Here is a 13,810-nt window from a genome sequence, read left to right as displayed (position 1 = left end):
CGATACCGTGCCGACTGCCCTGCGGGCTTCCCCGCCGCCGCTTTACCTTGCCCGCCCGAGTGGCTACAGATGAACCATGCACACGCACGACCACGACACCGCACCAGCCCCCGTTTCCGGCAACGCCGCAGCCTCCGCCCCGGATGCCACGTCCGGCACGTCCTCCTCATCCGCCACATCCGCCTCATCCGGCACGTCCGGCAATAGCGGGCCGCGCGGCCCGCGCCGCCGCATCCAGGTGCTGCCCGCCGACCTGCGCAACCAGATTGCCGCAGGCGAAGTGGTGGAACGCCCGGCCAGCGTGGTCAAGGAACTGGTGGAAAACAGCCTGGACGCCGGGGCCACCACCGTGGAAGTGGCCCTGGACAACGGCGGCCAGTCGCTGATCATGGTGCGCGACGACGGCACCGGCATCCCGGCGGAAGAACTGGAGCTGGCCGTCACCCGCCACGCCACCAGCAAGGTGGCCAACCTCGCCGAACTGGCCCGCATCGGCAGCTTCGGCTTTCGGGGCGAGGCGCTGCCCTCCATTGCCTCGGTGTCGCGGTTCCGCATGACCTCCGCCCCGGTTGCTCCAGACGGCACCCCCGGCGAGGCCACCTACATAGAGGTGGCGCACGGCCACGTGGTCTCCGCCGGTCCGGCGGCGCTGCACCGGGGCACCATCGTCGAGGTGCGCGACCTGTTCGCCAACGTGCCCGCGCGCCTGAAATTCCTGAAGACCCAGGCCACCGAACTGAAGCGCGCCCAGGAACTCTTCGCGCGGCTGGCCCTGACCCGGCCCGACGTGGCCTTCACCCTGACCGCAGGCGGGCGCGAGGTGCTGCGCTTTCCCGCCGGGCAGACCCTGGCCCGACGGCTGGCGGTGCTGTGGCCCCCGGCGGTGGTGGACACCCTGCACCCCTTCGACCGCATGACCGACGGCATCCGCGTGCACGGCCTGGCGGCGGACCCGCGCGGCGCCCAGCCCCGGCCCGACCGCATGCTGCTGTACGTCAATGGCCGCGCCGTCAACGACCGCCTGCTGCTCAAAGCCGTGCGCGAGGCGTACAAGGGCCGCCTGCTGGCCCGCGAATATCCGCAACTGGCGCTGTTCCTGGACATCGACCCGGAAGAGGTGGACGTGAACGTGCACCCGGCCAAGAGCGAGGTGCGCTTTCGCGACGAGCGCGCCGTGTTCGTGGCCGTGCTGCGCGCGCTGGGCGAGTCGCTGGACCGCATGCCTGCCATGGGCGCTGGCGATGAAGCGTCGGGGGCGCAGCCGGGGCAGAACCCGTTCGCGGGCATGGGGCAACAGCCGAACGACTGGCGGGCCGGGAATCACGGGCAGCCCCCGCAGGCTGGCGCCGTCGGCCACACTCTTTCCGATCCGGACGCCCCCCGGCGCGAGGCGCGCCCGCTGGGCTTCTGGGGGCAGGCCGACGCCCGCGACGTGATCATCGACAAGCGCCAGCGCGAGGACGATCCTTACGCGGCCCCTGTCGGCAATGACGCCGCTGGCCCCGACGGCGCTGGCGGCCACGCCGCCCCCGCTCCGCTCGACCCGTTCGGACCATCCGGCTCCGGTGTTGCGACTGGTGCAGACCCCGCCCATCTTTCGGACTCCGCAGACCCGCGCATCGACTTCCGCCCCGGCCTGCCCGGCGCGCGGCGCGACGGCCCCGCACCCGCCCTGCTGGTGGCCGAAGAAGCGGGCCTTGCCGCGTCCCCCGGCCTGCTTTCGGACGGCAGCCGCCCCTTTACCGATGCGGACGCCCCCGCCGCGCAGCCATATCCAGCGGACTTCATCCCTGAGGACACCCGCGAGGGCGGCGTACGCATCGGCGAGTACACCTACCTCGGCCAGATCGCGGACACCTATCTGGTGCTGCGCCGGGGCCGCGACACCCTGCTGCTGGTGGACCAGCACGCCGCCCACGAATGCGTGCTGCACGAGCGCATCAAACGGCGCGGCACGGCGGGCGGCGGCCAGTTCCTGGCCCTGCCCGTGGAACTGCCCCTGCACCCGGCGGAGGCGGAACGGCTGCACGAACTGCGCGCCGACCTGGAAGCCCTGGGCTTTGCGCTGGAAACCACCGGCACCACGGTGCGCGCCCGCGCCGTGCCCGCCCTGCTGGACCGTTCCGAAGCCGCCGCCTTCCTGCGCGAGGCGGTGGCCGGACGCACCAACAGCCTGGATGCACTGTGGGCCATGATGGCCTGCAAGGGCGCCATCAAGGCCGGGCAGCGCCTGACCTCCGACGAGGCCGCCGGACTGGTGGCCCAGTGGCTGGCCACGCCGGGGCGCGACTTCTGCCCGCATGGCCGCCCGGCGGTGCTTACCTTCACTCCCGGCGAGATGGAGCGGATGTTCAAGCGGAAAGCCTAGGGGCTGGTTCCAGGTTGTCGTTTTCCCCCTGCCCTCCGCGCCCGCCCTTTCGCGCCAATTCCACTCAGCCCCTTTACCCGGCGCCACCGCCGGGGTACTCTGCACGGGATACCCTCGCGCAGGTGCCGGAGCCTCGCCGTTCCGGCCCTGTCCACGCCTTGAGCCCTTTGCCGCCGGACACCGCCCGTGTCCGCAACGCCTGCCCGCGCGCCCGTGCCGCGCGGCCGCAAGGAGCCCGGCCCCCATGTGCCCACAGTCCTCGCAGCCGCCCCAATCGCCCCAGTCACCCCAGTCACCCCAGTCCCCGCCGTTCCCTCCACCCCGCGCTCCCGGCGCCCCTCACCCGCATGGCCGCCCCGCCTGCGTGCTGTCGGTGGAGGACGATCCGGTCATCCGCCAATCCATCGCCGCGTGGCTTTCCGATGAAGGCTATCAGGTCATCGAGGCAGAGGACGGCATCTCGGCGTTGCGGGTGGTACGCGAACAACGGCCCGACGTGGTGCTGCTGGACCTGGGCATTCCCGGCATTTCCGGCGATGCGGTGCTGGAACGCATGGCCCAGGAATCGCCCGAAGTGCCGGTGGTGGTGGTATCCGGCCGGGCGGAGATCGGCGACGCCATCAACGCCTTCAAGCTGGGCGCGTGGGACTACATCACCAAGCCCATCCTGAACATGAACATGCTGGCGCTCACGGTGCGCAACTGTATGGAACGCCGCCGCCTGCGCGAGCGGCTCTCCGCCATGGAGTCGCGCTACTCCGGGCTGGTGCAGGGCTTGCCGGTGGTGGTCTTCAGCCTCGACGACACGCTGGAGCTCACCTTCGTCAACGAGGCCTGCCGCACCGTGCTGGGCTGGACGCCGGAACAGGCCCTGCTGGAACCCGGCTGGTTCATGGACAACGTGTTCCCCGAAGACCGCGAGCGGGTGCGCGCCGCGTTTTCCGGCGCGTTTGCCGCCAGCACGCCCTTTTCGCTGGAATTTCGCATGATAAACCCGCGCGGGGTGCCCCTGTTCGTGCAGGCCCGCTCCACCGCCGTGGCCTCGCCCGACCTTGCGCGCGGCATGCCGGGGCGCATCGAGGGGGTACTGATCGACCTTTCGCGCCGGGTGTTTCTGGAACGGCTGCTGGTACAGCGCGAAAAGCTGAACACCCTGGGCGCGCTGGTGGACGAAATCGCCCACGAATTCCGCAACCCGGTCTTTGCCCTGGCGGGTTTTGCCCGCACCCTGCACCGCAAGTTTCCCGACGCCCACGAGGCGGAGGTCGTGCTGGAGGAAGCCACCCGGCTGGAAGCCCTGATCAACCGGGTGCAGCGGTACCTGGCCCCCGTGGACATCGCGTCCCGCCCGTGCAGCCTGGCCGCCGTGCTGGATTTTGCGGCGGACCTGCTGCACGCCCCCTTGCAGCGCAAGGGGGTGGGACTGCGGGTGGAGGCTGCCGCTGATCTGCCGTCCGTGCAGTCGGACCCGGACCTGCTGGCCCAGATCGTGGTGGGCATGGCGGGGCTGGCCGTGGAGCACGGCGCGCCCGGCAGCGAAACCGTGCTGCGCTGCCGCGACGTGGGCCGTGGTCAACTGGTGGAGGTGCTGCTGCGCACCGAATCGCCCCTGGCCCACGACGCGGAACTGTCGCTGATGCCCTTCGGCGACCAGCAGGGACCGCAGCCGCTGGCCGTCAGCTACAAGCTGGCCCGTGACCTGAGCTGTCTGCTGCACGTGCGGCGCGAACCGGACGGCCTGCTGCTGATGCTGGCCGTACCCGTGGACCCCGGCGACGTGGCCGACCTGCTGGCCGAAGAATAGCGCCGCAACGTCCTTCGGCCCCTTTCCGCCCCTTTCCCTGCATCCTGCCCCCCCAAGGCCCGGCTCTTCAGTGCGCCGGGCCTTTCCTTTGCCCGATGCGACCTGTCTGGCGCATCTGTTCGGGCGCATCTGTTCGGGCGTGCCCGCGCCCGTCCAACCCCCTCCATGCCGCCTCCCTGCCCGCCGTCCCCGCCCCCTCCCGGCATCATTCCCGCCCCCATCCCCCTGCCACCTCCGGTGGCACGCTTGCCCCGTTCGTGCCGCCCGATGATTATCATTCGCCGCCCTTGCCGCCCCACCTACGGTCGAACATCCACAACCCCCATCAGGGAGGCGAACCCGATGCACCGTATCCGATGTCTTGCGGCGGCTTTCCTCCTGCTCCTGCTGCCCACGGCGCTGCTGGCGTACGAGGTGCCCAAGGAGATCATCATCAAGCGGCCGGAAAAGAACCAGCCCATGGCCGCATGGGTGAAGGCGGTCACCTTTCCTCATGGCAAGCATGCCGTGCTGAATTCCTGCGATTCGTGCCACCACGAAGAGTCGGACAGGACCCTCGGCCAGTTCCTGCCCTGCACCCAGTGCCACAACAAGCCCACGGTCACGGAAACCTCGTCGTTCTACATGGCCTGGCACAACGACAGCACCCACAGTTGCCTCGGTTGCCACCGCAAGATGCGCGAGGCCGGAAAGATGCCGCCCCTCTCGTGCACCCGTGGCTGCCACAAGAAGACGGAGGCCCAATGAACGCTCTCGCCCAATTCGTGGCGCGCCGTGCAGAGGCCGAAGAACGCGGCGTCTCGCGGCGCGACTTTCTGAAATTCTGCGGCATGGTGGCCGTGGCCATGGGGCTGGAGGCCTCCATGGGCGCGCAGATCGCCCGCGCGCTGGAAGGCAAGAAGAAGCCTTCGGTCATCTACATGCACGGCGCGGAATGCACCGGCTGCACGGAAGCGCTGCTGCGCCTGGTGGACCCGTACTTCGACGTGCTGATCATGGAGGTTGTCTCGCTGGACTACTGCGAGACGGTCATGGCCGCCGCCGGGCATGCCGCCCACGCGGCGCTGCAAAAGGCCATGAAGAATCCGGACGGCTACTTCTGCGTCATCGAGGGGGCCATACCCACGCGCGACGGCGGAGTGTACGGCCAGGTGGGCGGACAGACCATGCTCTCGCTGTTCACCGAGGTGGCGGGCAAGGCCAAGGGCGTCATCGCCATGGGCAGCTGCGCCAGCTACGGGGGCATCCAGGCCGCCGCGCCCAATCCGTCCAAGGCCATCGGTGTTGGCGCCGCGCTGAAGCCGCTGGGCATCGCGCCCATCAACCTGCCCGGCTGCCCGCCCAACCCCGTGAACTTCGTGGGCACGGTGGTGCACCTGCTGACCAAGGGCCTGCCCGCCCTCGACACCTCGGGCCGCCCCAAGCTGTTCTACGGCAAGACCGTGCACGACCTGTGCGAACGGCGGCCCCACTTCGACAAGGGCGAATTCGCTCCCACGTTCTCATCGCAGCAGGCGCGCGACGGCTGGTGCCTGCACAAGCTGGGGTGCCGTGGCCCGTGGACGTACAACAACTGTCCAACCGCGCTGTTCAACCAGACCACCTGGCCGGTGCGCTCGGGCGCGCCCTGCATCGGATGCAGCGAACCCGGATTCTGGGACCAGCTTGCCCCCTTCAACCGCGACGTGCGCGAAAAGGGCGATGACGCCTGAGGAGGCATTTCATGGCTGACAAAGCCTATACCGGCCGCATCGTGGTGGACCCGGTCACCCGCATCGAGGGACACCTGAAGATCGACGTCTCGGTCAAGAACGGGGTGGTGGACAACGCATGGTCCAGCACCCAGCTGTTCCGGGGGCTGGAGATCATCGTCAAGGGGCGCCCGCCCGAAGACGTGCACAACTACGTGCAGCGCGCCTGCGGCGTGTGCACCACCACCCACTCGCTCACCAGCATCCGCGCCGTGGAAAACGCCATGGGCTTCAAGGCCCCCCCGGCGGCGGAACTGGTGCGCCACCTTATCCTTGCCACGCTCATCGTGCACGACCACCTGGTGCACTTCTACCACCTGCATTCGCTGGATTTCTGCGACGTGGCCAACGCCCTGAAGGCCGACCCCGTGGCGGCGGCAAAGCTGGCGTCCCAGGTTTCCGGGCGCGATGTGCCCCCCGGCGACCTGTTCGTGGTGCAGGGCAGACTGAAGAAGTTCGTGGATGCCGGGCAGCTGGGCTGGCTGGACAACGCCTACTTCCTGGGCGGGCACCCGGCCTACCGCCTGTCGCCGGAAGAGAATCTGGTGCTGGCCGCCAACTACATCGAAGCCTTGCGCGTGCAGATGAAGATCGCCAAGGCCATGGCCATCTTCGCGGGCAAGAACCCCCATTCGCAGACCATGCGCGTGGGCGGGGTGACCTGCTACGAGGCCCTGCGCCCCGAACGGCTGGCGGAATTCCGCGCCCTGTACGAGGAGTGCCGCACCTTCATCAACCACAACTACCTGGGCGACCTGACCATCATCGGGCGCCGCTACCCGGAGGTGGCATCTTACGGACGTACCACCAACTACATGGACTTTTCCGACTTCCACGACCCGGAAACCGGCAAGGACCCGTTCTTCCGGGGCGGGGTGCTGTGGGGCCACGCCATCGGCAAGGCCGAGGACCTGGACCCCGCGCAGATTCAGGAACACCTGTCGCGCGGCTGGTACAAGCCGGGTCCGCCCGCCCATCCCTATGACGGCGTGACCGACCCGGACTACACCGGCTACGACCCCGACGGCCACTACTCCTGGTCCAAGGCCCCGCGCTACAAGGGCGAGGCCGTGGAAACCGGGGCGCTGGCCCGCCGCCTTATCGCCTATTCCCGCGGGGAAAAGGAAACCGTCACCCGCATGGACGCCTGGCTTGCCGCCTGCAAGCTGAAGCAGGAGAACCTGTTCTCCACCATGGGCCGCACCGCCGCGCGCATGGTGGAAAGCGTCATCCTGATGAACCGCGTGCAGGGCTGGCTGAACGACCTGGAAGACCGTGCCAAGGCCGGTCCCGTGGAAATCTACAAGGAATGGACCATGCCCGACGAAGCCAGGGGCGTGGGCTTCTGCGCGGTGACGCGTGGAGGGCTTTCGCACTGGATACGCATAGAAAAGGGCAAGACCGCCAACTACCAGATGGTGGTGCCCAGCACCTGGAACCTTGGCCCGCGCTGCGACAAGGGCAAACCTTCCGCCGTGGAACAGTCGCTGATGGGCAACCCCGTGCTGGACCCCGACCGCCCGGTGGAACTCTTGCGCACGGTGCATTCGTTCGACCCGTGCATTGCCTGCTCCGTGCATGTGCTGCACGCGGGGGGCAAGCGGTCGTTCCGCATTCTGTAGCACTTGACGCGACGAACGATCAGGGCGGCGGCCTGACCAGCGGGCAATCCGGCAGGCAATCCGGCGGACTGACAGTTCGCCGCTGTCTGACAGACCTGCGGTACCCCGCCCTCAAAAGACACCACAAATGAACAACGGGGCGGACCGCGCACATCGCGCAGTCCGCCCCGTTTTGCTGTCTTCTTTTTTTGGGGGGGAGAGGTCTCCCGCCCTTACGCTTCCGGGCTCAGGTACGGATCATCGGTGGCCAGGTAGCCGCGCACGTAGTCGTCAACGCCCTCTTCCAGCGACCGGAAGCCCACGTCGCACCCGGCCCGGCGCAGCTTGTCCATGCTGGCCTGGGTGTAGTTCTGGTACTTGCCCGCGAGGTGCGCGGGCATGTCCATGTATTCGATGACCGGCTGGCGGTCCATGGCGGCGAACACGGCGCGGGCCAGGTCGTTCCACGTGCGCGAGGTGCCGGTGCCCACGTTGAACACGCCGCCCACGTCGGGGTGTTCCAGCAGCCACCACATCACTTCCACGCAGTCCTTCACGTACACGAAGTCGCGCATCTGGCCGCCGTCGGCGTAGTCCGGGTGGTTGGAGCGGAACAGGGTGATGCGGCCCGCGTTGTTCACGTTGTGGAACGACTTGCAGATGACGCTGCGCATGTCGTCCTTGTGGTATTCGTTAGGGCCGTACACGTTGAAGAACTTCAGGCTGGCTATGGAATCCAGCAGGCCTTCGCGCCGCGCCCACAGGTCGAACAGCTGCTTGGAGTAGCCGTACATGTTCAGGGGCTTCAGGCGGGGCATCAGCGCGTCGTCGTCGGAAAAGCCCAGCGTGCCATCGCCGTAGGTGGCGGCGCTGCTGGCGTTGACGAAGCGCGCGCCGGACTGCATGGCCAGCGTGCACAGCATGCGGCTGTAGCGGAAATTGTTTTCCATCAGGAAGTCGGCGTCGCGTTCCGTGGTGGACGAGCACGCCCCCATGTGCACGATGGCGTCCACTTCCCACGGCAGGTCGCCGTGCAGGACCATGTCCATGAACCCGTCGCGGTGGATGTAGTCTGCGTAGCGCAGGTTGACGAGGTTCTTCCACTTTTCCGTGGTGGCCAGGTTGTCGACGATGATGATGTCGTCGATGCCCATGCGGTTCAGCTTCCAGACCATGGCGCTTCCGATGAACCCCGCGCCGCCGGTGACGATGTACATTTCAGGCTCCTTTGCGAAGGCTGCCCGGCAGGCGCGCCGGGCGTGCGGCATGATGCCGCGATGCGGCCCGCAGGGCAAGGGGGCGGCGCGTGGATGGCCGCACTACCGGCACCAGCGTGCCTTGCAACCATGAAAGCGACTTCTCAGGCCCGTTTCCACTGCGAGAATTTTTGTTCTCTGCCTAGGAAGAATCGTTTTTTGTGAAGGGAGTGCCTCAGCCGTTGGGCGAGCGGAGCGAACCTTACGGATGAGGACCGCAGAGCGTACTTTTGTGGTATTCGACCGGAATAAAAAACCATTCTGACGACGGCAGAGGGCAAAAAGGCCGCAGTGGAGGCGGGCCTAGGTGGGGAAGACCACCACTTCCGGGCCATCGGCCCCCATGCGCACGGCCACCCCATACATGGCCGCCGTGGCCGCAACGGTGCGCCCCAGCAGAAAGTCCAGTTCTTCCATGGCCGCCCCGGCCCGCTCGCGCACGATGGACCGGAAGGCGAAATCGAAGCGCACGGCTTCCAGAAACGCATCCACGGCGTGGGCGACCTCGTCCGGTGCCACCGTATCGTCCGGATATTCCGGCAGGGGGATCGGGTCCGCCATGCCGGGGTTGCGGGCGCGCAACTGGTCCGCCGCGCGTTGCAGGGTAGCGCCCACGGGGGCGAGTACCGCGTAGCCGCAACGTTCCTCGTGCGCGGCCAGAATGTCTGCCCACGGCACACCGGGGTCGACGCAGCCAGCGAGAACCTGACCCGTGGAATCGGCCTGGCTTGCCGAATATGTCTGGCTTGCCGAATCCGCCCGGCTTGCGGGTTCTGTCTGACAGGTCCGGCTGGCGCGCTCTGCCGCGCCTTCCGCCCAGGCCGCCAGCACGTCCAGCCGGGTCACCCGGTCCACGGCGTGCAGGGTCTTGATGGCCCAGGTATCACGGCACAGCAGGGCGCGGCATTCGGCGGGCCGGTGTGCGTAGACGCCGCACCGGCTGTCGGACTGATTCAGGAACAGGCAGGACCAGTCGCCATTGCGGGCCGATTGTCCCAAAATTTGGCGCGGGCGCAGTTTCACCAGTTCCCGCTCCAGCGGGCGCAGGTCGCCGCTCAACTCGCGGGCCAGTTCCCCCGCGCGCAGCGTCAGGCAATGTTCCGGAGCCAGGTGCCCGGCCCGAAACAGCTCCAGATCCTGCGTGTGCAGGGCCGGTCCGCCCTTGCGACAGCAGGTGCCGCAGCCCCGGCAGTCGATGTCGGTGTCGTCGGCTTGCGGGGCCAGGGCGGGCATGTCGTGTTCGTTGTGCATCCGGATTCCGTGAGGGATGAAAAGCGTTGAGAGCAGGCCAGTTGTGCGCGGTCAAATCGAGCGCGGGCCAGTGCGGGTAGGTCGAGCGCAGCGTTCGCAATGCTGCGGTCGGGCGGCGGAATGGAGGCCGGAGCGCGGGCGAGGCGGGAGCAGCCTGCGCGGCGTCGGGTTGGCGACGCCATGCTCGTGGCCCCGTGCAACCCGAGCCCGAATTCACGCCGGAATGTCGCTAAGCATATTCCGGACCACACGCACATGGAAACGACAGGTGTCGTCCTGCCAGCCCACGAAGCCCATGGACGTGCTGACGAACCACCCCGCCGTGAACGACTTGCGATCCGCCGTCCACAGCGGGTCGGGGGCCGGGTCCAGCGCGGGGGGCACGCAGTGGCCGCCCCCTTCCGGCGGCGGGGCCAGCAGGGTGCACAGCTCGTCCACGGTGGGCAGCCGCCAGTCGTCGTACCCGGCAAACCGCGCCGCGTTCATGTCGGCCACGTGTTCGCGGGCCTCGGCCAGGGTCAGGCCCCACTCGCTGCCGCCACGCTGCCACAGCAGCCCCGTGGCCGGTTGGTACGCCACCAGCGCGGCAAGATCAATCGGCGGGGCCTGCACACCGGCGGCGTGTGCGTCCGGCACGGGCAGCCCCGGCAGCACCCCGCAGGGGGGGCCGCCGGTGCGGCCATCCGCCAGCGGCGCAAACACCCCGGCGGGCCGCCACAGTTCGTCCAGCCAGAACAGGGCGCGGGCATGGTGCGGCACGACCTTTACCGGGGCTGACCGAACCGGGGTGGTCCTGACCGGGCGAACCTGTCCGGACAAGATGGAGTCCGCCGCCGCACGGCCAGCCGTATCCGAAACATCGCCGCCCGCCGATGCGGATTCATCCCCGCCACCAGCCCCCGGCGCGCCGTCCCCTTCCGGCAGCAGGCACACCGCGTCCACCCGCTGGCGCCACGCGGCCACCAATGCGTCCAGTTCCGCCGCCATGGTCCGGGCGTCCGCAAAGCGCTGTGCCGGGTCGCGGGCCATGGCCCGCGCGAAAAAGTCGTCCCACGCCGTGTCCATATCCGCATGGCGCTTGCTGGCGCGGGGGATGCGCCCGCCAAAGGATTCGTCCGTGGGCAGCACGCCGGTCAGCATGCGGAACAGCATCACCCCCACGGCATACAGGTCGGCCCGGCCATCCGCCGCGTCCGGGTCGCGCTCCTGCTCCGGCGCGGCGTAGTACGGCGACCCCACCTTGACCCCGCGCGGCAGGGGCCGGACATCGCCGCGCAGGCCCGACAGAACGCCCGTTTCGCCCCGCAACCGCGACAGGCCGAAGTCGATGAGCTTCACGTCGTCTTCGGCGGTGACCATGATGTTGAAGGGCTTCACGTCGCGGTGGATCACCCCGGCGTGATGCATGCGGGCCAGCGCGTCCAGCGTCTGCGCGGCGTAGCGGCAGGCGCGCTCCAGCGGCAGGCGGCGGGTGGGGGCCTCTACCCGGTAGCTTTCGCCGATCAGCAGGCCCAGGTTCAGGCAGTAGTATTCCATGACGAAGAAGGGCAGATCGCCGAAGCGGGCCACGCGGGCAGCGCGGTCGCGCTCCGGGTAGCAGTCCTCCGGGGGGGCGGAATCCGTGTCTCCCACACTCCCGGAATCCCCTGCGTCTCCCACAACCGGAGTCCCCGCGCCCCCGCCCCATGCAGCGGGCGGCGGACAGAAATCGTCGCCGGAGGGCAGGCGCAACGTGCCCGCCGGGGCCACGTCCACGTCCCACACCGCCGCCACGTGGGGGTGGTCCAGCGCGGCCATTACCTGCGCCTCGTGCAGGAAGCGGCGGCGCAGATCGTCCATATCTGAAAGGTCGGCCAACGCGTCGGCGGGGCGCAGCAGCTTCAGCGCGGCGATGCGCCCGGTGACCGGCTGGCGCACCTTGTACACCGCGCCCATGCCGCCCCGGCCCAGCAGTCCGCACACCTCGTAACGACCTATGCGCATGGGGAAAATCCTCGGGACGGGATGCGCGGGGCGCGCGGGGAGAGAAGTGGCAAAAGAGCGGGCGCGCCCGCCGGAATGTCCCCGGAGTGGCGGCCCCCCTGCGGCAGGGAGCGGGACAGGACGTTGCAGGGCATGGCCGGACGCATCGTGGCGGGGGGGATCATGATGGGTCGGCGCATGACGTGGCGGGACGGGGTTCTCTGCAACATGGCGTCGGGCACCCCTTACAACAATCGCAGCACATACCGCTCATTCACCCCCGCCTCGCGGAAGCGCCGGGCGGCGTCCTGCACGTCGTAGGGGACGAAGCGCACCGTCAGGCGGCGCTGGGCGGGTTCCCACAACAGGTACTTGGCGCGGTTGTCGCCGTCGCGCGGCTGGCCCACGCTGCCCGCGCTGATCAGGTAACGCCCCCCCGCGGGCGGCACGCGCGCGCCCTCTGTCAGCGGTTCGCGGGCCACCACGCCGTCGGCATCGCGCCGGACCAGCTCAAGGTCATGGGTGTGCCCCACGAAGCAGATGGGCTCCGGGAACAGGTCGAACACCGACGCCAGCCGCTTGCCGTGAAATTCGTACAGGTAGGTGAAGGGCGAATCGGGCGGCATGCCATGCACGAAGCGGCAGCCTTCGCGCACCAGCACGCGGGGCATGGCGCGGGCCAGTTCCACCTCTTCGTCGTCCAGCCAGTCCATGGTCATGCGCACGGCATCGCGCGACTGGCTGTTGAACTCGCGCAGCCAGCGGGGGTCGGCCACGGCCATCTCGTGATTGCCCGCCACCGAAGGGATGTGCCGACTGGCCACAAGGCGCAGCACCGGGCCAGGATCCGGCCCGTAGCCCACGTTGTCGCCCAGAGACACGGCGCAAGTGGCCCCCTGCGCGTCCATGTCGGCCAGCACCGCCTTGAACGCACCGAGGTTGCCGTGAATGTCGGAAATGACCGCCAGCTTCATGGCTTACGGATAGCAGGCGCGGGGTTGGTTGGGAAGGGTGGGAGAGGATGCGCAACCGGGGAATGCGAAAGCCCCGGCGGATGTTTCACGCGCTGGGGCTTCGGGGTGACTTTTTCTACGGCAGATACGGCTGGGGCGTCACCGGCAGCATGGTGTCGGAAAAGGCGTCGCGCTCGTAGGACCGCGAGTAGCCCGGCGACAGGGGCCGCCAGCCGTAGCGGGCATCGGCATGGGCCTCGCGCCCGTTGGCCGTGGCGGCCTCGGCAACATAGCCGCTGGCGGCCTGCGGGCCGAGGGGCAGTTCGCCGGACATCAGCTGTTCCACGCGGGGCCGGATGGCCCGTACGATCTCGAAGCGGCTGGCGGTCCATTCCGACCACGCGGTGCGGGCGGCGGCTTCATCGCGGGCGGCAATGGCGGCAATGCCCGCCCAGAACCGGGCGTATTCGGCGGCGCGACGGTTGGTCCACAGGGGCTTCAGAACGTCCTGAGCGGCCTGATAGTCTCCGGCGCGGTACAGCGCATAGCCGCGCCGCACGCCGGACTGCCAGTCATCCGGATTTTCACGCTGGGCGGCGGCGTAGGTTTCCGCCGCCTGACGGAACTGCCCTTCCTCCATCTGCGACGAGGCGTGCATGCTGGTGGTGGCGCACCCCGTAACGGCAAACGCCGCCAGCACGGCGGCGAGGGTGAGCGTGCGAAGGCTGGTGTTCATGGTATTCTCCTGCCTGCCGGGGTGCATGACGGCCTCGGAACGGGCAGCACAGTACGGCCCCGGCCCCACCCAGCCAAGCTAAGTCGATTTATCAGAAAGAACACTGGTGCAGGCGTATAAAAATAAAT

The 13,810-nt window shown here is 68.7% G+C and carries 10 protein-coding genes; 5 read left to right on the top strand and 5 right to left on the bottom strand.

Annotated elements, in window-relative coordinates; translation table 11 throughout:
• Nucleotides 1-76: 76 nt before the first annotated feature.
• The 5 genes from mutL to ABWO17_RS11250 all read left to right on the top strand — a co-directional run bounded on the left by mutL (nucleotide 77) and on the right by ABWO17_RS11250 (nucleotide 7,545).
• The gene (gene mutL / locus ABWO17_RS11270) at nucleotides 77-2,368 is read left to right on the top strand and encodes a DNA mismatch repair endonuclease MutL (RefSeq protein WP_353118563.1); all 2,292 of its coding nucleotides are present in this window, start codon (nucleotides 77-79) and stop codon (nucleotides 2,366-2,368) included.
• Nucleotides 2,369-2,612: 244 nt separating this feature from the next.
• A complete protein-coding gene (locus tag ABWO17_RS11265) occupies nucleotides 2,613-4,172 on the top strand; it encodes a response regulator (RefSeq protein ID WP_353118561.1) in 1,560 nt (519 codons plus the stop codon).
• 342 nt (nucleotides 4,173-4,514) lie between these two features.
• Nucleotides 4,515-4,919 (top strand): cytochrome c3 family protein, encoded by a 405-nt coding sequence (locus ABWO17_RS11260; RefSeq protein ID WP_190244735.1) that lies wholly within the window; start codon nucleotides 4,515-4,517, stop codon nucleotides 4,917-4,919.
• Entirely contained in the window at nucleotides 4,916-5,884 is a 969-nt protein-coding gene (locus tag ABWO17_RS11255) for a hydrogenase small subunit (protein ID WP_353118559.1), read from the top strand. Before ABWO17_RS11260 ends, ABWO17_RS11255 begins: the two co-directional genes overlap by 4 nt.
• 11 nt (nucleotides 5,885-5,895) lie before the next feature.
• Entirely contained in the window at nucleotides 5,896-7,545 is a 1,650-nt protein-coding gene (locus ABWO17_RS11250) for a nickel-dependent hydrogenase large subunit (protein WP_353118557.1), read from the top strand.
• 212 nt (nucleotides 7,546-7,757) lie between these two features.
• Here the strand turns inward: ABWO17_RS11250 and rfaD are convergent, their stop codons facing one another.
• The 5 genes from rfaD to ABWO17_RS11225 form a co-directional block, all read right to left on the bottom strand.
• Nucleotides 7,758-8,741, bottom strand: a complete 984-nt coding sequence (gene rfaD, locus ABWO17_RS11245) for an ADP-glyceromanno-heptose 6-epimerase (protein WP_353118556.1) — start codon at nucleotides 8,739-8,741, stop codon at nucleotides 7,758-7,760.
• A 342-nt stretch (nucleotides 8,742-9,083) separates the two neighbouring features.
• Nucleotides 9,084-10,031, bottom strand: coding sequence for a YkgJ family cysteine cluster protein (locus tag ABWO17_RS11240; RefSeq protein WP_353118554.1), 948 nt, complete (start codon nucleotides 10,029-10,031; stop codon nucleotides 9,084-9,086).
• 213 nt (nucleotides 10,032-10,244) lie between these two features.
• A complete protein-coding gene (locus ABWO17_RS11235) occupies nucleotides 10,245-12,014 on the bottom strand; it encodes a protein kinase domain-containing protein (protein WP_353118553.1) in 1,770 nt (589 codons plus the stop codon).
• 224 nt (nucleotides 12,015-12,238) lie between these two features.
• Entirely contained in the window at nucleotides 12,239-12,967 is a 729-nt protein-coding gene (locus ABWO17_RS11230) for a metallophosphoesterase family protein (RefSeq protein WP_353118551.1), read from the bottom strand.
• 115 nt (nucleotides 12,968-13,082) lie between these two features.
• Nucleotides 13,083-13,682: a tetratricopeptide repeat protein gene (locus ABWO17_RS11225; protein ID WP_353118549.1), complete on the bottom strand. Its 600-nt coding sequence runs from the start codon at nucleotides 13,680-13,682 to the stop codon at nucleotides 13,083-13,085.
• Nucleotides 13,683-13,810: the final 128 nt, after the last annotated feature.

Source organism: Nitratidesulfovibrio sp. (assembly GCF_040373385.1).
Classification (GTDB): Bacteria; Desulfobacterota; Desulfovibrionia; order Desulfovibrionales; family Desulfovibrionaceae; genus Cupidesulfovibrio.
The sequence above is the reverse complement of the archived record's forward strand: the minus strand, read 5'-3'. Positions and strand labels throughout refer to the sequence as shown.